The following is a 22,965-nucleotide window of genomic DNA, read 5'->3' as shown; positions in this document are numbered from 1 at the left end:
ATGGACAAGGTCGCGGTCCCCCACGAGATTGATGAGTTCCTCCTCGAGCGTCTCGAAGCTCGCGCCCGGCAGTTGGGCCTTAGCCGCGATCAGCTAATGGAGAAGTATATTAGAGAATGGATTGACGCGAAGCGGCGGGAGGTCCGGCAGATAAACTTGACCCGGGATCAGATCCTGGATCGGATCATCGAAAAGGGCCTCAATAGGCTCAACTAACCCCTACAAAGCTGCACACCTCAAGCTTCTGGAGACTGCAATCCGATCTTGATTGCGGCGTCGTCGGGGCGAAGGTGTCGCCCCCTTGGTGCTGCACCTCTATTCCGCCCTGGCCCAGAAGGAATAGGCTTTGGTCGCGGCGTGCATGCCTGAGAGGCCTGACGTGTCGCTGGAATTTTTAGGGCGGAGAAAGGCAGAACGCGCTGGAGCACAGGTCGGCTTTAGTAGGCCAGCATTCCTGTTGTGTGATTGACCGGCAACACTGTGAACTAAGATGTTACCAAATGTTTCGTGGCCATTGACCCATCGGCTACCGACAGCGAGTGTGCGGCCGCCAAGGTTCTCACGTTCCTGTGATCGTGAGCTAAGAGGGAAGCCGGTAGGCCCTGACGGGCGATGCCGGCGCTGCCCCCGCAACTGTGAGCGGCGAGCCGCTGCCGACGACGGTCACTGGTGCCTCGCACCGGGAAGGCCAGGCAGAGGTGTTGACCCGCGAGCCAGGAGACCTGCCTCGGCGGTGGTTTTCGTCTCGCGGGCGGGGTGTCCGGTGGGTCGCTGGTCGACACGGGCAAACCTCGCCTTCTGTCGCGCTCGCGCTCCATCGACACGCGGCCCCGGCAAGCGGTGGGGCTCGCCAAGTGGCAACGCGTTCGTCTACTACCACGCACCTAAGGTGCCGTCGCCCGAGACGCATCTTCATCAGCACCGGCATATTAGCGCTCGCGGTGCTGGGTACGCCGGCACTGGCGCAGGACAGATCAATCACGCTGGAAACGCTCTCGGTAGAGGGAGGAGCTGGTAGCCCGATCGATGGCGACGTTCTCGGCCGCTCCGTTGATGCCATCAGCTTGATCGGGCCGACCCCGGGCTTCCGATCTGACCGGGCGGTCAGCGCTACCAAGACGAACACACCTCAGCGCGACGTCCCTCAGGTGGTCACCGTCGTACCGCGTGAACTCATCACGGATATCAACGCGACCCGCGTCGACCGCGCATTCGACTATGTCCCCGGCCTCACGCAGACCAACAATTTCGGCGGGCTTGGCACCTTCGCCTACGCCATCCGCGGCGTAACCACCGCCGAGATCTACCGCAACGGCTTGGCCGCCAACCGCGGCGGGCCGCCACCACTCATAGACACGCAGAATATCGAGCGCATCGAGGTTCTCAGGGGCGCCGGCGGAGCCCTGTTCGGACGAAGCGATCCAGGCGGCCTCGTCAACATCATCACCAAGCAGCCCACCACCACCCGCTTCGTCGAGATGGGCGGCCTGTGGGGCTCGTTCGAGCAGTTCCGCGGGACCGTCGACGCAGGCGGCGCACTCAACGACGAGGGGACGCTGCTCTACCGCTTCAACTTCGCGGCCGGCCGCGAGAACAGCTACCGCGACTTTGTCGGCTCCGACCGGCTGTTCGTGGCGCCGGTCCTGAGCTGGCAGATCACCCCCGACACCAGGCTGACGGTCGAGACCTCAGTCACGCGCAACAACGTCATCGTCGACCGCGGTGTGGTCGCGGTGAACAAGCAGCTCGGTTTCGTGCCGGTCACTCGCTTCCTCGGCGAGCCCAGGCAACTAACCCGTCAGAGCGATGAGGTACTGCCGGTGCGCCTCGACCACCGCTTCGACGCCGACTGGCAGATGCGGCTCGCTGCGCAGTTCAACACCGGCACGCTTAAGGGCGAGAGCGCCGAGGGGCGTGGCCTCCTATCCGACAACCGCACGGTGCTTCGCGACCGGAACTACCGCGACTACAGCTACGACACGGCCATCGGGCAGGCCGAGATCGTCGGCCGCTTCCGGACCGGCGATATCGGTCACACCGTCCTGTTCGGCTTCGATCACGAGAACTTCGACAACCGTCAGCTCTACCTGCGCTCGAACTTCAACGCGTACCCCTACGCAATCGACATCTACGCGCCGCGCTATGGCCAGCCCCTGCCACCGCTGACGCGGGCCTCCAACACCCTGGAGAGCGTGTCCGATACCGGGTTCTACGCCCAGGATCTCGTCGACCTTGCCCCTCAGTGGAAGGCGCTCGCTGGCGTGCGCTTCGACGTGTTCGAGCGCTTCTTCCGGCAGCGCGTCACGGGGATCAATGCCGAGGACACGCGAGCCGCCGCATCGCCCAGGGCGGGGCTCGTCTACCAGCCGATCCCGGAGGTCTCGCTTTACACCAACGTCAGCACCAGCTTCCGGCCCAACATCGGCACCGATGCCGGGCTTGGTGCCCAGTCGCGGCCTTTCGCGCCCGAGACTGGGCTGGGCTACGAGGGTGGCGTCAAGGTCGAGCCGTTCGGCGGCGCGCTCGTCCTGACAGCGGCGGCGTTCCGGATCGACCGCCAGAACGTGCTCACAGCCGACCCCAGCAACAGCGGCTTTCAAATCGCCGCAGGTGGCGTGCGCAGCCAGGGGTTCGAATTCACCGCGGCCGGCCAGCTCACGCCGGAGCTGAAGGTTATCGGCGGCTACACCTTCACCGACGCATTCATCACCAAAGACAACGTCCTGCCGGTCGGTGCTCCGCTGCTCAACATCCCCGAGCACAGCGGCACGATGCTGGCCGTTTACGAGGTGCAGGGCGGCCTACTGCGCGGGCTAGGCATCGGCGGCGGTGTGCGCGCGGCCGGCGAACGGGCGGGAGATGCCGCGAATTCCGGCTTCAAGCTGCCGCCCTATGTCGTCGCCGACGCGCTGGTCTACTACAAGACCGACAACTTTCGCTTCGGGTTCAACGTCGAGAACGTGTTCGACACCGTCTATTATACCGGCTCGGTAAGCCAATTCCGGGTCGACACCGGCTCGCCACGTCGCTTCACCGGCAGCCTGCTCGTGCGGTTCTGAGGGTCTGATGCGACGCGGACGCCGGATGAGACACCTCGCTGCCGCGGCGATCGAGCGGAGCGTGCCAGGACATGCCTTGCCCGGGCTGCACTCAGGTATCGCGGGACTGGCACTCCTGGCCGCTGTGTCGGCCGCGGGCGCGGAGCCGACGCGCTACCCACTAACCATCGAGAACTGCGGGGCCCGTCTGACCTTCGCCTGGGCGCCCCGCCGCGTGGTCTCTATCGGCCAAACTCAGACCGAGTTCCTCTTCGCGCTCGGCCTCGCCGACCGCGTCGTCGGCACCGCGGTGTGGTTCGGGCCGGTTGCCAAGGGCTTCGAGACCGCGAACGTGACGGTGAAGCGCCTCGCCGAAAACAATCCGAGCTTCGAGGCGGTGCTCGGCCAGGACCCCGACCTCGTTACGGCGATGTTCGCGTGGCACATCGGTCCTCACGGCTCCGTCGCCCGGCGCGAGCAGTTCACCGCCCTCGGTGTGCCGGTCTACGTCGCTCCCGCAGATTGCGTCGGCAAGGACAATAGCGCTCCCGGAGATGGCGTGCGCGCGCAGCCCTTCAGCACCGAGCTTGTCTATCGCAACATCCGCGAGTTCGGGCGCATCTTCGACGTGGTTGAGCGGGCGGAGGTCCTGGCCGACGACCTGAAGGCGCGCGAGGACACGGCGGCCGCCTCGGCACGCGTGCAATCCGAGCGAGACTTGCCGGTCGTGGTCTGGTTCTCAAGCCGTACCCTGACGGGTGACGCCTTCGTGGCGGGGAGCAAGGGCGTCCCGGCCTACATCCTCGGCAAGGTCGGCGCCCGCAACGCGGTCACGGCTGACGAGGAGTGGCCGCTCGTCAGCTGGGAGCGCATCGCCGCCCTCGACCCCGAGGTCATCGTGGTGGTGCGAATGGATCGGCGCATGTTCCCCGCCGACGACGTAGAGGCCAAGCTGACCTTCCTGCGGACCGACCCGGTCGCGAGCCACCTGAGGGCTGTGCGCCAGGGGCGTATCATCGTCATGGAAGCGGCTGCGACCCGGCCTGGTCTAGGCGTGACCGACGGCATCGTCGCCCTCGCCGACGATCTACGAAAGATCGGGCTCGGGCAGTGAAGGGAGCCCTGGGGCCTGCCCTCAGCTCGCTCTCGCTGCCGCTCGCGGTGCTGGTCTCGGCCGCGACGCTCCTTCTGGCGATGGCTTCGGCGGTGACGGTCGGGGAGATGGCGATCCCGCTCCCGACGGCCTTGCGCGCGCTCGGCAACGGTGTGTTCGGCCTCGGCCTCGACGTGAGCCCCATCCAGCAGGGCGTGATCCTCGACTATCGATTGAGCCGCGCCCTGTTCGCGGCCCTCGCCGGGAGCGCACTGGCGGTCTCGGGGGCGATCCTCCAGGCATTGCTGCGCAACCCGCTCGCCGAGCCCTACCTGCTGGGCATCTCGGCCGGTGCCTCGACGGGTGCCGTGACCGTGATGGTCCTCGGTCTCGGGGCCGCCGCACTCGGGGTCTCCGGTGGGGCGTTCGTCGGCGCACTCCTGGCATTGGCGACCGTCGCGCTCCTCTCGATGGGTGCAGGCGGATCGAGCGAGCGCGTGATCCTGGCCGGGGTCGCCGCCTCACAGCTGTTCAACGCCGCGACGGCGGTCGTCGTGACGACCTTCGCCAGTGCCGAGCAGGCCCGGGGCGTGATGTTCTGGCTGCTCGGGAGCCTCGGCGGCGTGCGCTGGCCGGACGTTTGGATCGCGGGCCCAGTCCTGCTCGTCGGCTGCGCGGTAAGCCTCCTTCACGCCCGCGTCCTCGATGCCTTCGCCTTCGGTGAGGATGCCGCCGCCGCGCTTGGGGTGTCAGTGACACGGGTACGCATCGTGCTGTTCGTGATCACAGCCGCGATGACCGCGACAGTGGTCGCCATCGTCGGCTCCATCGGCTTCGTCGGCCTCCTTATCCCCCATGCCGTACGCTTCGTTGTCGGCCCACGGCACGCCCGCTTGCTGCCAGTCGCGGCGGTGGCCGGCGCGGTGTTCTTGATCCTCGCTGATATCTTGTCCCGGGTCCTGGTTCCGCAGCAAGTCCTCCCCATCGGCGTGGTCACGGCTCTGTTCGGGGCGCCGGCCTTCGCCCTACTCCTCGCCCGCGCTCGGCGGCCGGCATGACACTGGCGGCGCGCGAGCTGCGCTGGGCCGCCGGTGGCCGGATGATCCTCGACGGCGTGACGCTCGCGGCAGAACCCGGGCGGCTCCTCGGCATCGTGGGCCCTAACGGCTCGGGCAAGTCGAGCCTGCTGCGGCTGATCTGCGGCTTGCGCAAGCCGCGCAGTGGCGTCGTCACGCTGGATGGCGGCGCCCTCGCCCATCTGACGCGTCGGTGCGTCGCCCGACGTGTCGCCTTCGTCGAGCAGCAGGCCGGCACTCAGGTGCAGCTCACGGTGGACGACGTGGTCCGCCTCGGCCGGACCCCGCATCGCGGCGCGCTCTCACCCTGGGCCGCGGCCGACGAGACTGCCGTGGTGACGGCTCTAGGACAGGTGGGCCTCGAAGGTCTCCGCTGGCAAGCCTGGGCAACGCTCTCGGGCGGCGAGCGCCAGCGCGCCCTGATAGCACGCGCGCTCGCCCAGGAACCGAGCGAGCTGATCCTCGACGAGCCGACGAACCACCTCGACGTGCGCCACCAACTCGACGTCCTCTCGCTCGTCCGCAGGCTGGAGGTGACGTGCATCGTCGCCCTGCACGATCTCAACCTCGCTGCCCTGTTCTGCGACGAGGTCGCCGTCCTGAGCCGGGGCATCCTGGTCTGCGCCGGGGCACCCTCCGACATCCTGACAGCCGCGATGATCCGCGACGTGTTCGCAGTGCGGGCCGAGGTGAGGATCTCGGCGCACAGCGGCCGCCCGCACATCGAGTATCGTCCCGACTGACACGAGAGGAGCTTACCGTGGCCACATCGGCGACTGAGGCGGCCGTGACCGCCTACTGGGATGCTCGGGCTCCGCACTTCGATGGGGTCGCCTCGCACGTGCGTCTGCAGGAGGTTTGGCGCGAGGTCCTGGCTGCCGCCTTTGCCGTGGATACGCCCTGCGACGTCGTCGATCTCGGGACCGGGACGGGCGCGTGCGCGATCATCGCCGCTGCGCTCGGGCATCGGGTGCGCGCCTTCGACGGGTCGACGGCCATGCTCGCCGTCGCCCGTGCGGCCGCGGAGCGAGCAGGACATCAAGTCACCTTCGTGCAGAGCCGGATCGCGGATGCGCCGATTGCCCCCGCGAGCGCCGATATCGTGACGCTCCGCAACGTGCTGTGGACGCTGGAGCGGCCCGCCGAAGCCTTAGAGGTGGCGCGGCGAGCTCTGCGACTGGGCGGTCGGGTCGTCGTCTCGGATGGCCTATGGTCCCACGCGCCCGACGACCGCTCCGACTACACGCCGGATGTCGCTGCACGGCTCCCACTTCATGCCGGCCTTTCCGAGGCTGACGCCAGACGCCTCCTGCACGATACCGGGTTCGACGGCATAAGTTCGTGGCAGCATCTTTTCCGCTCCGAACCTTATCCGGGCGGCGTTCCGGCCTTCGTCCTCTCGGCACAGCCCCGCGATGCGGCGTCGCACGACGCGGGAGGTCGTGCCATCGGGTGGGACAATCGCATCGATACCGACCCTCATCCATCCGAAGACGGCGCGCCGTGGCGTCAGGACACCGCCTGATCACACTTCCGCCTATCAGGACGATGTGCCTGTCTGCCGACAATCGATCGGCGCAGAAGTCTCTGCGCATCCGCCGATGTCCAAATCACCCCGCCGCGCGGTTTGCGCACGGCGCGGCGCGTCAACTCCGTCGCGACGGCGCGAGCGGTGCGACCCCGATCGCGTATGATCTCTCTCAGTAGCGGTTCCATATCGACGACATAGCGCCGTGCCCGGTCAGCCGCAGCGCGCCGGCCAGCGTCACCGCAGCGCTCGCGGTGGACGACATCGCCGCTCAGGCCCAGCGTCGCGTACGGGCCCGGATCGTTCAGCACAGGTTCTGACAGCGATCGCCACATCAGAACTTCCCGGCGATGGTCAGGCGCACCGCCGTGGGCTCGACGGGGTGGAACACCCGGTCGATCAGGCCCTCGGTGGGCTCGCCGGGCAGCCGCGAGACATACGCGTAGGTGATCTGGTCCGACTTGCTGTTGGTCAGGTTCAGCACGTCCAGCGAGACGCTGACCCCGCTCTCAAAGTTGTACCCGACGCGACCGTTGAAGAGCGCGGTCGCCTTTGAGCGGATCGAGTTATCCTCGATGAGCGGCCGCGGCCCGAAATAGCGCAGCCGCAACGATCCGAACCACCCCAGCGGCTCGCCGAAGGTGACGCCGGCCGAGGCGATCGTCGTGGGCGCCTCCGGCACCCGGTTACCTACCGGGTCGTAGTCCGAGAAGCGGGCGTTGGTGATGGTTAGATCGCCCTCCAGCGAGAGCCAGGGCGTCACCGCGTAGCGGTTCGTCCACTCGACGCCGAAGCGCCGGGTCGGCCGGCTCGGTTCGGTCGTGCCGGTATCCCCCTGGAACAGGTTCTCCGAAGCGAAGTCAAGCCGGAACAGGGCGAGGCTCGTCTCCAGTCCGGCGATCGAGCGGTTGCGGATACCCACCTCGTAGCCCGTAGACGGCACCAGGAAGGGCGAGCGGGTGGTGTTGAACAGCGCGCTCTGCGGATCGACCGTGGCGGTCACACCGCGCACGTCGTTTGAGTGAAAGCCGCCGCCGTAGTTCACGTAGAATTCGGTGTCGAACCAGGGCCCGAGAACGAGGCCGAGCTTCGGGTTGACGATGCCGTCGCGCGCCTTGCCCGAGTTGGCCGGCGTGTCAGAGGCGACGCTGGCGTAGTAGCCGTCGGCGCGGAAACCGAGGCTGGTGCGCAGCCACTCGGTCCAGCGCACCCGGTTGTCGAAGTAGAACGCGCCGCTCGTCTCGAGCACGCGGTCGTCCAGCACGCCGGAGCGGTACTGCCGGTTCGTGGTGTTGAACAGGCCGACCCGGATGCTATCGGTGCGGGTCTGGACGCCGATCTCGTTCTCCATCGGCAGCCCGAACAGGTCGCCCTGGAAGATGTGCAGGGCCTCGCCGCCGCCGAGGATGCGCTGGTCGAGCTGGTGGAACTGGTCGCCGTTGACCGGATCGTTCAGGAAGTAGGTGAAGTCGTTGAACAGATTAAGCTGTGACCGGATCACGTAGGCCGATGCTCGCGTCACGCCGGTCCCGTCTGTCGCGCTGAACTTGCCTGAGAGCGAGAACCGCGACGTGTCCCCGCCGTCGGTCGGGTTGATCGTACCGTAGCGGCCGATCAGCCCCTCGGTGACTGCCCGCTCGGGGATCTGGTTGGTGGCCGTCCAGCGGGCCGCATAGGCCATGCCGGTGACCGAGAAGCCGTCCAGCGGCGTGCCCTGACTGTAGCGCGCGACCCCGTTGATCTTGCGCAGGGCGTCCGGAACCACCCAGGGCCCATCGTAGACCTGGGCTTCGCCTGCCAGGAGGAGGTTGCCTTCCCCGAGCGGCACGGTCGTGATCGACAGGGCCCGCTTGTAGCCGAACGAGCCGATCGAGGTCAGGGCGAGGTTCTTGGCGGTCGTGTCGAGGTAGTCGATCCGCACCGAGCCCGCCGAGGCGAAGTCGCCGTCGCGCACGAAGTACGGCCCCTTGTGGAACTCCACTGCGCCGACGAGTTCCGGGATCAGGAAGTTGATGTCGGCGTAGCCCTGGGCATGGGCATTGGTGCGCATGTTGAGCGGCATGCCGTCAAGGAACAGGGCCAAGTCGGTGCCGTGGTCGAGGTTGAAGCCGCGCAGGAAGAACTGATTGGCCTTCCCCTCACCGGAGTGCTGCGTGACGATCAGGCCCGGCACCGCTTCCAGCACCTCGCCAGGCCGGGTCACCGGGCGGCTGTTGAGCTGAGCGCCTGTGATCACGCCGGAACTGGCGGAGGCCACAGGTGTGCTGATCCCGCCGATGCCGGTCACGCCGCCTACGTAACCCGCGCTGGCGGCCGGACCGACTTGGGGGGATGCAGCTGCGGCGGTCTCGGAGGTGACCGAGATCTCCTCTAGCGTCGTCTCAGTGATCGCCGCACTCGGCGCGGAGCGGTCCTGGGCTACGGCAGCTGACGCAAGGGCGGCGAGGCCCACGCCCGACAGGGTCGAGAGCGTTCGGGCGGTGGGACAGAAGGGCACGGGACCTCGGGCGACGGCAGTGGCACGTCACCGCGAATGAAGTCTCGCCGACCGCGTGAGTGCACGGCCGTCTCGACACCCCCCAGGACACCCCGCCCGGCGCGGTTCGCGTGTGACCACGGCTGACGGCAGGTCTCCTGGCTCGCGGGTCGTCGCCCTCGCACCGTCTTCCCGGGATGACCCAGTGACGTGGTGGTGAAGGGCTCGCCGCTCACAGTTGCGGGGGCAGCCGCGGCATCGGGGCAAGCCCTTCACCGCGTTCCCTTTTGATCCCCGAGGGGAACCGTCACGGCTACGCTAGGTGATTAATTCATGCCTCGTCAACGCGACGAGACATCTTCTTGTGAGGTGTGCCTTCTGGGCTGCATTCCGGCTGCGCTGTTCCACAGCGCTTACCCAATCGGAGCGGTCACGTCCCCGCCTAATAGCTCTATTCCTCGAGGCCTATCGGAACGCTGCCGCTTCTATCTGCCTTCAGGAACAGCGTGAACCAGCTCCAATCGGGGCGCCAACCTCGCGGAGCTGATCGATACGGCGCGCCGCGGAGACGAGATGGTCGTTGTACCGCGGGCAGGCTGGGGGCCTTCGTTGCAGGAGAATGACCGAGACCCTCGGCTACATAGTCGAAGTGACCGGCTTTCTCCGGGAGACACAGCCTTGAGCCAGACATTCGAGGGCGCGTCCGATGCCGCCCGAAAAGTGATGCGTGCCAACAAGGGCCGGGACACCAAGCCCGAGTTGATCGTCCGCCGCCTCCTGCACAGCATGGGGTACCGCTTCCGGCTGCATCGGCGGGACCTTCCGGGCACGCCGGACATCGTGCTGCCGCGCCATCGGGCGGCCATCCAGGTGCATGGCTGCTTCTGGCACCAGCACCAGGGATGCCGACATGCCAACCTGCCTCGATCCCGATCGGCCTACTGGCATCCCAAGCTTGCGCGAAATGTCGAGCGAGACGCGCATGCCATTTCGGCTCTCGAAGCTCTTGGCTGGCGCGTTTTAGTGCTGTGGGAGTGCGAGCTGCGAGACCCCGAGAGCACGCGCGCCCGGCTCAGCTCGTTCCTATTCGGCTGCGATCAGCTTGCCTGAGCTTCGCAGTCGAGCTGCCACCCCGTAGCCCAAGCCGGTGCCCGGATGCGCTTCATGCTGGCCGCGCAGGGCATGATAGGCCTTCGGGACCTTCGCGACACGTGCCGGAGGAGGCGTGGGCACGGATGCCGCCCGCACCGACAGCCTTGGCTCTTCGGTCTCCACGGCAAGACGCAGAAGCTGCTCGCGCATCGCCCGGGCAATAGTCTCCGCCAGTAGCGATGGCACCGCGTTGCCTAGCTGTCGCTGGGCGTCTGCGAGCGAGCCGGTGATCAGCACATCGTCTGGGAAGGTCTGAAGGCGAGCCATCTCGCGGGCCGAGAGCCTGCGGCCGGACCAGTGAAAAGGCCCGGTCGCCGGTCCGGGCTGCGCCGCGAGCGTCCAGGACGGCTGATCCTTGGCAAGCTTGAGAAGGAAGGACCAGTACCGGCGCCTCCACCCGAATAGCGGCTCGCCCCCTCCCCGCGCGGTGTGCCAGAGATAGTTCTGACCTTCAGGGATGGAGGGCATCAGAGCCGCCCATTTGCCCCTCATCTGCAATGCCGGATCGTCGTCGTTAGGCAGGTCGTGGAGCGCGTCCCATGTCGTTCGCCACCGTTGACCATTGGTGGCCCAATCGAGGGATGTCGGATCGGCATGCGTAGGCGCTGGGAAGTGCAGCTTGCTGCCATTGCGAGCCCCCACGATGAAGAGCCGCCGCCTTAGCTGCGGGACGCCGTAATCGGCGGCGTTGAGCACGGCCATGGACGCCGAGTAGCGGGAGCCGGTGGCGGCATTGATAGAGGCCAGCGCCTCGGTGATGAGTTTCAGCCCCTCGTCCTTGCCTCGGAAGCCGAGACCTTCCACGTTCTCCAGGAGGAAGGTGCGAGGCTGAGCCTCAGCGAGCACCCGCAAATACTGCCCAAGCGTCGAAGCACGCGGATCATCGAGACGCCGCGCCTGTCCAGTCGCCCAGAAGCCGGCCTTGCTGAACGGCTGGCACGGCGGCCCCCCAATCAGGGCGTCGGCCTGTCCGATCTTGATGCCCGCGACGCGAAGAAGCTCGCTTGTAGGCACCTCCGCGATGTCCCGCTCGATCACCGGCCACGGCCGGCTCGCACGTAGGGTCTCGGCGCAGCAGGGGTCGACTTCGAGCGCAGCCGCGATCCGGAACCCGGCCGCCTCGAACCCGTGGTCCAGGCCGCCGGCACCGCTGAACAGGCTGATCGCGACAGGCGTCCTCATCGGCCACTCATACTCTGCCGTAGGCGGCCTCGAACACGGGGCCGGGATCATCGCTCCACAGCGTATCTACCACAACATTGCTACCAATCCGTCCTGGGCATCTCGCGTGCCCGGGGAGTTGTCGAGGCAGGACGTAACGGAAGACCCATCGCTCCTCCACGGCGTGGAGGCAGCCCGCCACCACGTCGAAGTCGCCTGGGGTGTAGTAGCGCGAACAGGGGTCGGCCTTGGAGGCCCGCGTTCGCTGGAAGTCGATGCGCGCAAGGCCCGCAGCGTTCCGCTTGCGAAGGACGTTCTTGCACTCGATCGTGAGAGGCGGGCCGCCCTGCCAGCGCAGCCTGAGATCAGGCCCTCCCTCCTCGTCCAACCGCTCGCAATCGGTGACACCCACGGTGGCGGCTAGCCTGTCGCGTAGCTTCTCTTCCGCGACCCAGCCGCGCACTGCCATCTTGAGCCGGCGAGCGCCCGCGATCAGCTCTAGGATCTGATCGGGCGCCAGCTCGAACTCCGCAGCAAGCGGGTGCAGCGCAGCCATCTCGGCCGCTGCCGGCGGCTCGCCCGGCAACGGGGCCTCCGAGAACAGCTCGTGACGCTCCGCGAGCAACTCACGGTCGCCTTGCGCCAAGCCGTGGGCGCTGCGCTCGAAGCGAACGAGATTGAGCATGCGCTCGCGAACGCCGCCGATCAGCACCTCGGTCGGCTCTGCGAGCGGCCCGTGATGCGCTCGCTCCCAGGCGTGCCAGCCTGCGTGCTGGATGGCCTCGGCATGATGGTCCTTGAACTCGACGCGAATGAAGAATTTCGTCGGGTTGTGCATCTCTGGATCAAGCGAGACGAAGTAGCCTCGCTCCGGATCGATGCCGACCAGGAGGGTCGTGAAGAGGCCAAGCGGATCCTGCCAAAGCTCATGCAGGACCGGCAGCCCATGCGCATCTAGCTCCCTCGCCCCATACTTGATCTGAAAGCTGCGCTCGTCAGGCGGCCGGCCCTTGGTGGGGGTCCTGGTGGAGAGGAAGGCGTAGGCCACGACACCCATGCGCTCGCCAGCGGGCGTCTCGAACGTGATGACGAAGGGTGCCCTATCTGGAGGCGACGCGAAGATGATGCGGCAGCCAGCGTCTCGCAAGCCGTCGACCATGAACCTGACGAGCGGCTCGCGGTCCGCGGGTTGGACCCGGTATTGACGAAGGCCGAGGATCATACCCGACGCAAATCGCTAGATTTCATAGGCTAATGCAGTAAAATTGTCGCGCGGCCCGGACGCGATGGCCATCTCTCTTAGCTTAGACAGAAATCCGTCGAGATCCGTCTCGTTCTTTGATAGTTCAGCTATCTGCATTTTGTGTACACGAGTGTAAACGCCATCCGATACGAGAAGGACACGATCTCGCTCTCTTACTGTCGCGGAAGAGCTGTAGATCTCGTACTCATTCTGTGGTGACAGCGCATAAAGTAATACGTTCTTCCGAGAATACTTTTCAGCCTGCCTTCGCGATAATATACCTTTGCGTACCAGCTCGGCTAATTCAGTTTGATCTTGGGACAGTGTTGCTAGTCCACCGTCTCTCAGATGGTAAACTCTGGTATCGCCAACATGACAGACCGATAGCTCGTCGCCCTTCAACGTTGCTGCAGAAAGCGTCGTAGCCATCTTGGCGTATCGGCCATCCTGGCTCGATGCTGCCTGCATCCTTTTCACGGCCTCTGCGAAGAGGGTGGGTAGCTCTGCATCGCCGCTGAACAGTTCCGAGAGGGTTCCTATCGCGATCTCTGCCGCCAGCTCGCCTCCCGCTGCGCCCCCCACTCCATCTGCTATGGCCAATAGGACCCTTCCATCTCTCTCGATGGGCAGCAGCAGGCGATCCTCGTTCGATTGACGGGGCCCAACCTCTGTGAATGATGCAAACCTAGGCATCGGAAGATAGTTTGCCTCTAAGGATTTCGTGAAGGTCGGCGGGTGTAGCGCTGATTGACCGACAAACATGTGCAATCTCGCGGTCGAAATCTATCTTCAAGACATCAAGCTCAACTGATATCCGTTCAGCTAGGTGCCTCTCTATGTCGTTCCCTGCCATAGTTAGGAACTTTCGCTCAACAAACCACCTATTGTGATTTGTCCCCAGCTGCAGCATCGCAACCGCTATGCTAGATTTCAGTTGTATGTCTCCAAGATCATAAAACATCTGGGCTTTACTCGCCAGAATGTCGCAGTAATCAAAATCGAACGAGAATTTTCGGCAATAATCGGCGAAATGCTTTCCGAGAGGCAGGAGCAGATCAGAATGATCTGCGTTGATGTGAAGTATGTGTTCTCGCTGAAGCGCACGGAAAACGTTGGCGCAGCTGGTAAGGTTGTTCTCCCGCGCGTCGATAAATTCCAGTATGTGATCCCATTCCTCGGCGTTGGGAAACTGCGCGCTTGTGAGAAGCTTGGTGACAGCTTCTTCTTCGCCTGAGGAAAACGTAAATTCGAATGTGGTGAGAGCGGCAAAGAGAGCGTCTCTCAGCTCCTCAACGTTCTTGTAACGCCTATGGCCGCTTCTTTTTGTACACTTCTCAATAACAGGACCGACCTCTCCAGGAAGAGTGAGTTCATCATGGGGAAGTCGACGCGGGTTCGACGAGAAAATATCATATAGCAGAGCGCCGAAGGAATATATATCTGAACGATTGGTGGCTCTCTTAAAATTAGTCGCGCACTCTGGAGCTTGGTAAAGGGGCGTTCCTCCGCCCATGCCGCTCGGCGTAAGCGTAGAGACGCCGTCCTCACCTACAGCCATCAACCCGAAATCAGACAGAGCATAGCGTGTGGCGCCTGCTTCGTCGGTTATCTGGAGGACATTGGCGGGCTTCAGGTCGCGATGCAGATACCCACGACGATGTATCTCTTCGAGGCCTGATAGGATGTCGAACAAGGCCTTGCGCGGATCGCCACCGAGCGATCTGTCGAGGCTCATCTCGTCTTGGAGGCTGCCTTGGGCGAAGGGCATCACGAACCACGGCGGATCTGCATCCAAGTCGTGATCGATGATCCGGACGACGTTCTCGTGGGCGATGGCGCTTTGGTACTTCACCTCACGATGGAACCTCGCCACGAGAGGTGCGGGCTCCATGTGGGTTGGCACGGATAGCGTCTTCTTGGCGTACAGCGAACCGTCATCGGCGCGGACCAGCTCGACAACGCCGAACCCTCCCCGGCCGAGTTGGCGGATGGTCGTGTAAGTCATCCCGTGAGGCCCCATGGCAGGGTGAACGGCTCGTGTGTAAACTATCGCGCAGCAGGCTGCCACGAGCCTCACGCACCCTCGGAGACCTCCACCCTCCCCATCAATGGCCCACCGAAGATTGGGCGGATCGCGTTGTCTGTGCGGCTCCGCGATCCCAGCGCGCTGGGGTGCAGTCGAGTGTGGCCACAAGAAGCAGGGGGATCGTCAAGCCCTATCGCGAGGCGTCGCGAGGGTGGTAGATGCACCGCTGCACCCCCATTGCACCCCCAATCGAGAGGGCTGGGGTGCACAAGCGGTCTAAGTCTCTGGAAAGCTTGGTGGGCGCACTAGGGTTCGAACCTAGGACCCGCTGATTAAGAGTCAGCTGCTCTACCAACTGAGCTATGCGCCCGATCGCGTCTGCGACCGCCCGGTGGCCACCAAGTCCGTCCGGGGTGGCGGGCTAGTACCAACGTGGCCGGAGGCTGTCCACCCCCGGCCGGTGATTTTCTCATTCGGCAGCCGCATGCTGTGCATGCACGCGCACGGAATGAGCCGAGAGCTTGTTCAGCGCCGAGAGATAGGCCTTCGCGGAGGCAACCAGCGTGTCCGGGTCGGCACCGCGCGCGGTGACGCTGCGCTCGCCGTCACGCAGGCGCACCGAGACTTCAGCCTGCGCATCGGTGCCGCCGGTCACGGCGTGCACCTGATAGAGCTCCAGCTGCGCCTGATGGGGCACCAGCGCCGAGATCGCGTTGAACACCGCGTCCACCGGCCCGTTCCCGTCCGCTTCCTCGATCCGCGTCCCGGTCTCGTCGGCGATGCGGAGGGTCGCGCGCTGCGGCCCCCGGGTGCCGGCGATCACCGAGAGGGAGACCAGCCGGATCCGGTCGTGGGCCGTGGCGAGGTTCTCGTCGACCAGTGCCTCGATGTCCTCGTCGTAGACGTGCTTCTTGCGGTCGGCGAGCGCCTTGAACCGCTCGAACGCGTCCTGGAACTGGTTGTCGGACAGGTGCAGGCCGAGATCCTCCAGCTTGGAGCGGAACGCCGCCCTGCCGGAGTGCTTACCCATCACCAGGGAGGTCTTGGTCAGGCCTACCGAGGCCGGCGTCATGATCTCGTAGGTCTCGGAATTCTTGAGCATGCCGTCCTGATGGATGCCGCTCTCGTGCGCGAAGGCGTTGCGGCCGACGATCGCCTTGTTGAACTGCACCGGGAAGTTCGTGGCGTGGCTCACGAGCTTCGAGGCGCGGGTCAGCATCGTCGACTCGACGCCGGTCTCGTAGGGCAGCACGTCCGCGCGGGTGCGCAACGCCATCACGATCTCTTCCAGAGCCGCGTTGCCGGCCCGTTCCCCGATGCCGTTGATCGTGCACTCGACCTGCCGGGCCCCACCCTCGATTCCCGCCAACGAGTTGGCGATCGCGAGGCCGAGGTCGTTGTGGCAATGGACCGAGAACACCGCCTTGTCGGCGTTCGGCACCCGTTCGCGCACGTTCGCGAACATGTCGCGATATTCCGTGGGCGTGGCGTAGCCCACGGTGTCGGGCAGGTTGATCGTCGTGGCGCCGGCCTTGATCGCCGCCTCGACGCAGCGGCACAGGTAGTCCAGCGGCGTCCGCGTCGCGTCCATCGCCGACCATTCCACGTCCTCGACGAGGTCGCGCGCCTGCGCCACGGTCTTCAGGATGATCGCGATCACCTCGTCCTGGCTCTTGCGCATCTGGTGTGCGAGGTGGATCGGCGAGGTGGACACGAAGGTGTGGATCCGCGCGCGGTTGGCGTGGCGCACGGCCTCGCCGGCCCGGGCGATGTCGGCCGGGATGGCGCGGGCGAGGCCCGCGATGGTCGCGCGCTTGGTCCGCCGGGCGATTTCCGAGACCGCCTCGAAATCGCCGTTCGACGCAATGGGGAAACCCGCCTCGATGATGTCGACGCCCATCGTGTCGAGCAGTTCGGCCACCGCGAGCTTCTCGTCGAAGGTCATGGTTGCGCCGGGGCACTGCTCGCCGTCGCGGAGCGTGGTATCGAAGATCAGGATGCGGTCGCGGGCGGTGGTGCTGGTCGTGGTCATGGCGTTACCCTGTCGCGGGCCGCCCGGCTCCGATTGGCGCGGCGCGGCGTAATGCCCTCACGGGCGGATTCGCGAATGAAAGGCATCCCCTGAAGGCCCAGGCGCGCGCCCGGACGGCCCTCAGGGGCGGGTAAGCAGAAGCGGGAGGGCAAGCCCGACGCGGCGCGCACGCGACCGCGACGCCGTCATGACGGCGCGGGCGATCTTAGGCGCTGAGCCGGCTCTGGCCAAGGCTCGTCTCTCCTGTCGGCGGCCCGCGCGGAGTGGTCTCACGGCGCGGTGCTGCCCGTAGGTAGCCTCGGAGCGGTCGGAACACAAGCGAGACCCGCGCCTCCGGCCGCACCGTCAGGCGCAGTCGGGAACGGCGGCGTCTGGTGGGTCCGCCAGGACCACCGCCGCGAGATCGTCGTAGAACAGCATCTGGCCGGCGGCCCAGCGCTCGAATTCCAGCAGTAGCGTCGGGTCGAAGGCGGTCAGGCGGCCATCGGCGATCCGGATCCATCCGGCGGCGTCCACCTCGCCGAGCAGATTTCCGACATGCGCCCGCGATACGTCCAGCCGCTCGGCGAGGCCGCGCAGGCTCAGCGGTGCCGCCGCCGGCGCCCGCGGTATCGTGGCGGCGTAGTGGGCACCGACCAGGGCAACGAGCAGGGGGTAGCCGCAGTCCCGGCGGGCGAAATGGAGGATCCGCGGAAACGGTGCGATGAGCGCCCCGTGCCGCAGCACATGGGCCGCCGCCCGGCGGACAAGTTCGCCGAGCCGGTCGGGAGCGGCGAACCCCGCGGCACGGCCCGGATCGCGCTGCGCGACGGCGTCCATGGCGGCGACGAAGAGGCGCCCGGATCGTCCGATCTCGGTCACCAGGGCCGGCGAGGCCCGCAGGCACTTCACGCGCCCATCGCACCGATCCGCGAACGCGGTGACGAACCGCCCGGCCTTCAGGGCCGACACGAAGCCGGCCGTCTGCCGGGGGCTCAGTCCGACCATCGCCTGGAGGGCCGTCAGTGTCGGGCGTGGGCCTCCCCGGTGGCGCCACGCGTAGTCGTTGTGGATCAGCATGAACGAGACCAAGTAGCGTTCGAACTGATTGAGCAATTTGTGGCTGGACCAAACGATCTGCGATGGATCGATCATGGCCTGACAGTAACCGGCGAGCGCCTCGCGGAAATCTCGCTCGGATCGAAGGAGATCGATCCGCTCCCGGAAGTGATCGTCCAACATTCGTGCCCCGCAGCCGCCGGACCCATGACCCCGGGATGCCCCGCGCACGGGATCCGGTCCAGTCTTTCCTGCAAAGTTTGGACTCGATGATGAAGAACCGTCGGGATTACGACTGGGTCTGCTCGGCCCATCCCCGCCGGGACGAGCGGTCCGCCGGGCCATGCCGGCATGGAATGCGAAGGGATCATCGATCGTGTGCGCGCGGCATCGAGCCTTCCTCTCACGGCGCGGCCTGCTCACGGCCGTCGCGGCCGGCACCCTGGCGGCCGCTTCCGCCCGGATCCGGTGCGCCGAAGCGGCCCCCGACGGGGCGGGGTCTCGCGCCATCACGCCCGAGGAGGCCCTGGCACGGCTGCAAGACGGCAACGGCCGCTACGCCGCCAACGCGCCCGCCAACCGGGACTTCTCGGCCGGTCGCGCCGCCCGGGCCGGCGCGCAGTATCCGATCGCCTGCATCGTCGGCTGTGCCGATGCCCGGGTCGCCCCGGACTTCATCTTCGACCAGGGACCGGGCGATCTCTTCGTCGTCCGTGTCGCCGGCAACTTCATGAACACCGACGGCCTCGCCAGCCTCGAATACGGCGTGTCGGTTCTGGGCGCCCCGCTGATCCTCGTCCTCGGCCATTCCGATTGTGGGGCCGTGAAGGCCACGATCGACGTCATGAAGACCAACGCCGTGCTTCCCGGCCATCTGCCGGCGCTGATCGATGCGATCCGCCCGGCGGTCGATCTGGCCGAGAAGGCGCGGGCGCCGGATCCCCTCGCCGAGGCCATCGCCCAGAACGTCCGTCACAGCGTCAGGCGGCTGGAGCAGGCGGGGCCGATCCTCGCGGAGGCCGTCGCCGCCGGGCGGGTGAAGGTCGTGGGCGGCTACTACGAGATCGCCACCGGCAAGGTCGCGTTCCTCTGATCCGGGGCGCGGCCCGCCCCAGCGGTCTCGCGGGCGCCTTGGCCCAAGCGCCTTGCCAAAGCCTCTTGCCCAAGCGGCTTGCCCGGGCGCCTTGCCAACGACGGTCTGCCCTCGATAAAGCCCGCCGGCACGTCGAGACAAACCCGCGAGACCGTCATGGCCAGCTACAAGCTCCTGCTCCTCCCCGGCGACGGGATCGGCCCGGAAGTCGCCGGCGGCATGCAGGTCGTGCTCGATACGCTCAAGGAGACCGGCCTCGCCGCCTTCGAGATCGAGACCGACCTCGTCGGCGGCTGCGCGATCGACGCCCACGGGCGCCCCCTGGCGGACGAGACGCTGGCGCGCGCCAAGGATGCCGACGCGATCCTTCTCGGCGCCGTCGGCGGTCCGAAATGGGCGAGCGTCGCCTACGAGAACCGCCCCGAGGCCGGCCTGCTGCGCCTGCGCAAAGAACTCGACCTGTTCGCCAACCTGCGCCCGGCAATCTGCTACCCGGCGCTCGCCGAGGCCTCGGCGCTGAAGCGCGAGCTGGTCGAGGGCCTCGACATCATGATCGTCCGCGAACTCACCGGCGGCGTCTACTTCGGCGAGCCGAAGGAGATCACCACCCTGGAGGACGGCTCCAAGCGCGCGGTCGACACCCAGGTCTACACGACGGCCGAGATCGAGCGGATCGCCCACGTGGCCTTCGACCTCGCCGGCAAGCGCTCGGGCCGGGTCGCCTCGGCCGAGAAGCACAACGTGATGAAGTCCGGCGTCCTCTGGAAGGAGGTCGTCACCAAGGTCCACGCCGAGCACTATGCGCAGATCGAGCTGGAGCACATCCTGGCCGACAACTGCGCCATGCAGCTGGTGCGCCGGCCGAAGCAGTTCGACGTGCTGGTGACCGACAACCTGTTCGGCGACGTCCTGTCGGATATCGCCGCCATGCTCACAGGCTCGCTCGGCATGCTCCCGTCGGCCTCGCTCGGCGCGGTCGACGCGAGCGGCCTGCGCCGCGCCCTCTACGAGCCCGTCCACGGGTCCGCCCCCGACATCGCCGGCCAGGACAAGGCCAACCCGATCGCGATGATCGGCTCGCTCGCCATGTGCCTGCGCTACTCCTTCGGCCTCGGCGATGCCGCCGACGCGCTCGACGGCGCCATCACCGACGCCCTGGCGGGCGGGGCGCGCACCGCCGACATCGCCGGCGAGGGCACGAACCCCATGGGAACCCGCGCAATGGCGTCGGCGGTGGCCGACGCGCTGCGGGCGCGCGCCCGCTGAGCCGCATCGGGAACGCACCGCGCCCTGCCGCCGTGGTGCCATCCGCGACCTCATCCTGAGGTGGCCGCGTCAGCGGGCTTCGAAGGACGGCTCCGGGGATCAACAGATGGCTGAAGGGCTCCGTCGAGGCCTCCGCTGCGCTCCGGCACCTCGGGCCGGGGACTCGAGCGGCCCTGTCGGACGGGCGGAGAGCCCGCTTTCGGCGCGTCGATGCATCGGGATCGATCCCCAGCCGCCCGTTTCGACGCATGGCGGTCGGGCTCGACCTTCGCTATGACGCGCCCATCGAGGAACGGGAGCGTCATGAAGGCCGGAGACGGGGCGTCTGAGCGCGCGAGCGCGGATTTCGGCTTCGAGCGCGTTGCGCTCGACGAGAAGCAGGGACGGGTCGACAGCGTCTTTCACTCGGTCGCCCGCCGCTACGACATCATGAACGACCTGATGTCGGCGGGCCTGCACCGGGCCTGGAAGGCGCAGCTCGTCTCGATGCTGCGGCCGCCGCAGAATCGCGCCTTCGCGCATCTCGACGTGGCCGGCGGCACCGGCGACGTGGCCTTCCGGGTGCTGGCAGCGGGCGGGCCGCGTACCCGGGTCACGGTGCTCGACATCAACGAGTCGATGCTGCGCGTCGGCGCGGAGCGGGCACGGGAGCGCAACATCGACGAGGCCGGCGACCGGATCGCCTTCGTCACCGGCAACGCCGAGACACTGCCGCTTCCCGACGCGTCCTTCGACGCCTACACGATCGCGTTCGGGATCCGGAACGTGCCGCGGATCGAGACGGCGCTCGCCGAGGCGCGGCGGGTGCTGAAGCCCGGCGGGCGCTTCCTCTGCCTGGAGTTTTCCGCCGTCGACATTCCGCTGCTCGACCGGATCTACGACGCCTATTCCTTCAACGTGATCCCGCGCATCGGGGCCCGGGTGGCGGGGGATGCCGAGTCGTACCGCTACCTCGTGGAGTCGATCCGGAAGTTCCCGACGCGCGGCGCCTTCGCCGGCATGATCGAGCGCGCGGGCTTCCGCCACGTCACCGACCGTCCGCTGACGGGCGGGATCGTGGCGATTCATTCGGGCTGGAAGGTCTCTTGACCGCCACCGCGCGCGACGGGGACCAGCACCGGTGATCGGCGCCGCCATCAACCTATTCCGCGGCGCGCGGGTCGGCTTCGTGCTGGCCCGCGAGGGCGCGCTGGCCTTCGCCGATCCGTCCGAGATGCCGCCGCACCTCCGGCTCGCCCTGCGGCTCGGACGCTGCCTCGAGCGGCCCGGCATCGGCGACGGCGCCGCGCGCCTGTCCGTTGCGATGACCCGCCTCGGCCCGTCCTACGTCAAGTTCGGCCAATTCCTGGCGACCCGGCCCGACATCGTCGGCATGCGGGCGGCCTTCGATCTGGAGACGCTGCAGGACCGGGTGCCGCCCTTCCCACAGGCAATCGCGCTGCGCACCGTCGAGGCCGCTCTGGGCAAGCCGGTGAGCGCGCTGTTCGTGTCGTTCAGCGAGCCTATCGCCGCCGCGTCGATCGCGCAGGTCCACAAGGCAGTGGTGCAGGACGCCGACGGCACCCAGCGCACGCTCGCCGTCAAGGTGATGCGGCCGGGCGTCCGCGAGCGCTTCATGCGCGACCTCGAGGTCATGCGCTTCATGGCCCGGGTGGTGCATGCGCTGTCCCCGCAGGCGGAGCGGCTGCGCCCCCGCGAGGTGGTCGAGATCCTCGCCCGCTCCGTGCTAATGGAGATGGACTTCCGCCTGGAGGCGGCGGCCGCCTCTGAATTTGCGGAAAACACCAGGGACGACCCTGACTTCCGCGTGCCGAAGCCCGAATGGGAGCTGACCGCCCGCGAGGTGCTCTCGGCGGAATGGATCGAAGGCACCCGGCTCCACAGCGCGGCGGAACTCGCCGCAAGCGGGCATGATCCGCAGATCATCGGGCGGACCGTCATCCAGAGCTTCCTGCGGCACGCGATCCGGGACGGCTTCTTCCACGCCGACATGCACCAGGGCAACCTGATGGTCGATGCCGAGGGCCGGCTGGTGGCCGTGGATTTCGGCATCATGGGCCGGCTCGGCGCGAACGAGCGCCGGTTCCTCGCCGAGATCCTGCTCGGCTTCATCCTGCGCGACTATCGCCGGGTGGCGAAGGTCCATTTCGAGGCGGGCTACGTGCCGGCGCATCATTCCGTCGAGGATTTCGCACAGGCGATCCGTGCGATCGGCGAGCCGATCCATCAGCGCCGGGCCGACGAGATCTCGATGGCCAAGGTGCTCACGCTCCTGTTCGACGTGACCGCGCTGTTCGACATGAGCACCCGGACGGAGCTGGTCATGCTCCAGAAGACCATGGTGGTCGTGGAGGGCGTCGCCCGATCCCTCGATCCGCGCCTCGACATGTGGACCACCGCCGAGCCGGTGGTGCGCGCCTGGATCGCCCGCAACATGGGGCCGATCGGCCGGGCGCAGAGCGGCCTGGATGCGCTGCGGGTCATGTCCGACGTGGTCGGCGACATCCCCGACCTCGCCATGCGGCTCAAGCGGGTGCTGATCCGGCTGGACGAGACCGGCAACGACGAAGCGCTCCGCCTGGAGCGCTTGGCACGCACCGAAGGGACCCGGGCGATCTGGTCGACGCTGGCCCTGTGGGGCATCGCAGCCGGCGCGCTGATGCTGGCGTTCCGGGGACTCTGATCCTGCGTCCGGTCATAGCCCGGGGGCGACGAACCCTATCGCCCCGCGCGTGCGGCGGAC

At 66.9% G+C, this 22,965-nt stretch carries 18 protein-coding genes, 1 tRNA gene and 2 riboswitches; of the genes, 11 read left to right on the top strand and 8 right to left on the bottom strand.

From position 1 onward, the window contains the following. The 6 genes from MKK82_RS19565 (at position 1) to MKK82_RS19540 (ending at position 6,732) form a co-directional block, all read left to right on the top strand. Positions 1-216, top strand: a complete 216-nt coding sequence (locus tag MKK82_RS19565; RefSeq protein ID WP_243986495.1) for a ribbon-helix-helix protein, CopG family — start codon at positions 1-3, stop codon at positions 214-216. A 320-nt stretch (positions 217-536) separates the two neighbouring features. Then, positions 537-745, top strand: a riboswitch (cobalamin riboswitch). A gap of 196 nt (positions 746-941) precedes the next feature. Next, positions 942-3,059: a TonB-dependent siderophore receptor gene (locus MKK82_RS19560; RefSeq protein ID WP_409566829.1), complete on the top strand. Its 2,118-nt coding sequence runs from the start codon at positions 942-944 to the stop codon at positions 3,057-3,059. 25 nt (positions 3,060-3,084) lie between these two features. Next, the gene (locus tag MKK82_RS19555) at positions 3,085-4,152 is read left to right on the top strand and encodes an ABC transporter substrate-binding protein (RefSeq protein ID WP_243986494.1); all 1,068 of its coding nucleotides are present in this window, start codon (positions 3,085-3,087) and stop codon (positions 4,150-4,152) included. 80 nt (positions 4,153-4,232) lie between these two features. Further along, positions 4,233-5,189: a FecCD family ABC transporter permease gene (locus MKK82_RS19550; protein ID WP_243986514.1), complete on the top strand. Its 957-nt coding sequence runs from the start codon at positions 4,233-4,235 to the stop codon at positions 5,187-5,189. Then, on the top strand, positions 5,186-5,950 hold the full coding sequence (locus MKK82_RS19545; RefSeq protein WP_243986493.1) for an ABC transporter ATP-binding protein: 765 nt from the start codon (positions 5,186-5,188) through the stop codon (positions 5,948-5,950). The genes MKK82_RS19550 and MKK82_RS19545 overlap by 4 nt, the downstream gene beginning before the upstream one ends. 44 nt (positions 5,951-5,994) lie before the next feature. After that, entirely contained in the window at positions 5,995-6,732 is a 738-nt protein-coding gene (locus MKK82_RS19540) for a class I SAM-dependent methyltransferase (RefSeq protein WP_243986492.1), read from the top strand. 337 nt (positions 6,733-7,069) lie between these two features. Here MKK82_RS19540 and MKK82_RS19535 read toward each other — a convergent pair whose 3' ends face one another. Next, positions 7,070-9,100 (bottom strand): TonB-dependent receptor, encoded by a 2,031-nt coding sequence (locus MKK82_RS19535; RefSeq protein ID WP_409566828.1) that lies wholly within the window; start codon positions 9,098-9,100, stop codon positions 7,070-7,072. 241 nt (positions 9,101-9,341) lie between these two features. Continuing rightward, positions 9,342-9,535: riboswitch (cobalamin riboswitch) on the bottom strand. Positions 9,536-9,889: 354 nt separating this feature from the next. Here MKK82_RS19535 and MKK82_RS19530 point away from each other — a divergent pair. Continuing rightward, positions 9,890-10,321, top strand: coding sequence for a very short patch repair endonuclease (locus MKK82_RS19530; protein WP_279603122.1), 432 nt, complete (start codon positions 9,890-9,892; stop codon positions 10,319-10,321). Here MKK82_RS19530 and MKK82_RS19525 read toward each other — a convergent pair. The 7 genes from MKK82_RS19525 to MKK82_RS19495 all read right to left on the bottom strand — a co-directional run bounded on the left by MKK82_RS19525 (position 10,295) and on the right by MKK82_RS19495 (position 18,046). Further along, entirely contained in the window at positions 10,295-11,545 is a 1,251-nt protein-coding gene (locus MKK82_RS19525) for a DNA cytosine methyltransferase (protein WP_243986491.1), read from the bottom strand. The genes MKK82_RS19530 and MKK82_RS19525 overlap by 27 nt on opposite strands. A 7-nt stretch (positions 11,546-11,552) precedes the next feature. Further along, a complete protein-coding gene (locus MKK82_RS19520) occupies positions 11,553-12,746 on the bottom strand; it encodes a hypothetical protein (RefSeq protein ID WP_243986490.1) in 1,194 nt (397 codons plus the stop codon). A 15-nt stretch (positions 12,747-12,761) separates the two neighbouring features. Continuing rightward, positions 12,762-13,529, bottom strand: coding sequence for a PP2C family protein-serine/threonine phosphatase (locus MKK82_RS19515; protein ID WP_243986488.1), 768 nt, complete (start codon positions 13,527-13,529; stop codon positions 12,762-12,764). Then, positions 13,453-14,772, bottom strand: coding sequence for a serine/threonine-protein kinase (locus MKK82_RS19510; RefSeq protein WP_243986486.1), 1,320 nt, complete (start codon positions 14,770-14,772; stop codon positions 13,453-13,455). The genes MKK82_RS19515 and MKK82_RS19510 overlap by 77 nt, the downstream gene beginning before the upstream one ends. Before the next feature lie 315 nt (positions 14,773-15,087). Then, positions 15,088-15,163 (bottom strand) — tRNA-Lys (locus tag MKK82_RS19505). A gap of 99 nt (positions 15,164-15,262) precedes the next feature. Next, positions 15,263-16,825 (bottom strand): 2-isopropylmalate synthase, encoded by a 1,563-nt coding sequence (locus tag MKK82_RS19500; RefSeq protein WP_238286569.1) that lies wholly within the window; start codon positions 16,823-16,825, stop codon positions 15,263-15,265. 345 nt (positions 16,826-17,170) lie between these two features. Continuing rightward, positions 17,171-18,046, bottom strand: coding sequence for a hypothetical protein (locus tag MKK82_RS19495; protein WP_243986485.1), 876 nt, complete (start codon positions 18,044-18,046; stop codon positions 17,171-17,173). 193 nt (positions 18,047-18,239) lie between these two features. On the opposite strand from MKK82_RS19495, the gene MKK82_RS19490 reads away from it, so the two are divergent. From MKK82_RS19490 to ubiB, 4 genes are all read left to right on the top strand, one after another. Continuing rightward, positions 18,240-18,956 (top strand): carbonic anhydrase, encoded by a 717-nt coding sequence (locus MKK82_RS19490; protein WP_238286565.1) that lies wholly within the window; start codon positions 18,240-18,242, stop codon positions 18,954-18,956. 156 nt (positions 18,957-19,112) lie between these two features. Continuing rightward, on the top strand, positions 19,113-20,222 hold the full coding sequence (leuB, locus tag MKK82_RS19485) for a 3-isopropylmalate dehydrogenase (RefSeq protein WP_238286564.1): 1,110 nt from the start codon (positions 19,113-19,115) through the stop codon (positions 20,220-20,222). Positions 20,223-20,525: 303 nt separating this feature from the next. Beyond that, positions 20,526-21,311: a bifunctional demethylmenaquinone methyltransferase/2-methoxy-6-polyprenyl-1,4-benzoquinol methylase UbiE gene (gene ubiE / locus MKK82_RS19480; RefSeq protein WP_238286563.1), complete on the top strand. Its 786-nt coding sequence runs from the start codon at positions 20,526-20,528 to the stop codon at positions 21,309-21,311. A gap of 31 nt (positions 21,312-21,342) precedes the next feature. Then, the gene (gene ubiB / locus MKK82_RS19475; protein WP_243986483.1) at positions 21,343-22,905 is read left to right on the top strand and encodes a 2-polyprenylphenol 6-hydroxylase; all 1,563 of its coding nucleotides are present in this window, start codon (positions 21,343-21,345) and stop codon (positions 22,903-22,905) included. The last annotated feature ends 60 nt before the right edge of the window (positions 22,906-22,965 follow it).

The sequence above is a fragment of the Methylobacterium sp. E-046 genome (assembly GCF_022829625.1).
In the GTDB taxonomy this organism is placed as follows: domain Bacteria; phylum Pseudomonadota; class Alphaproteobacteria; order Rhizobiales; family Beijerinckiaceae; genus Methylobacterium; species Methylobacterium longum.
This window is presented reverse-complemented; position numbering and strand designations above follow the sequence as displayed.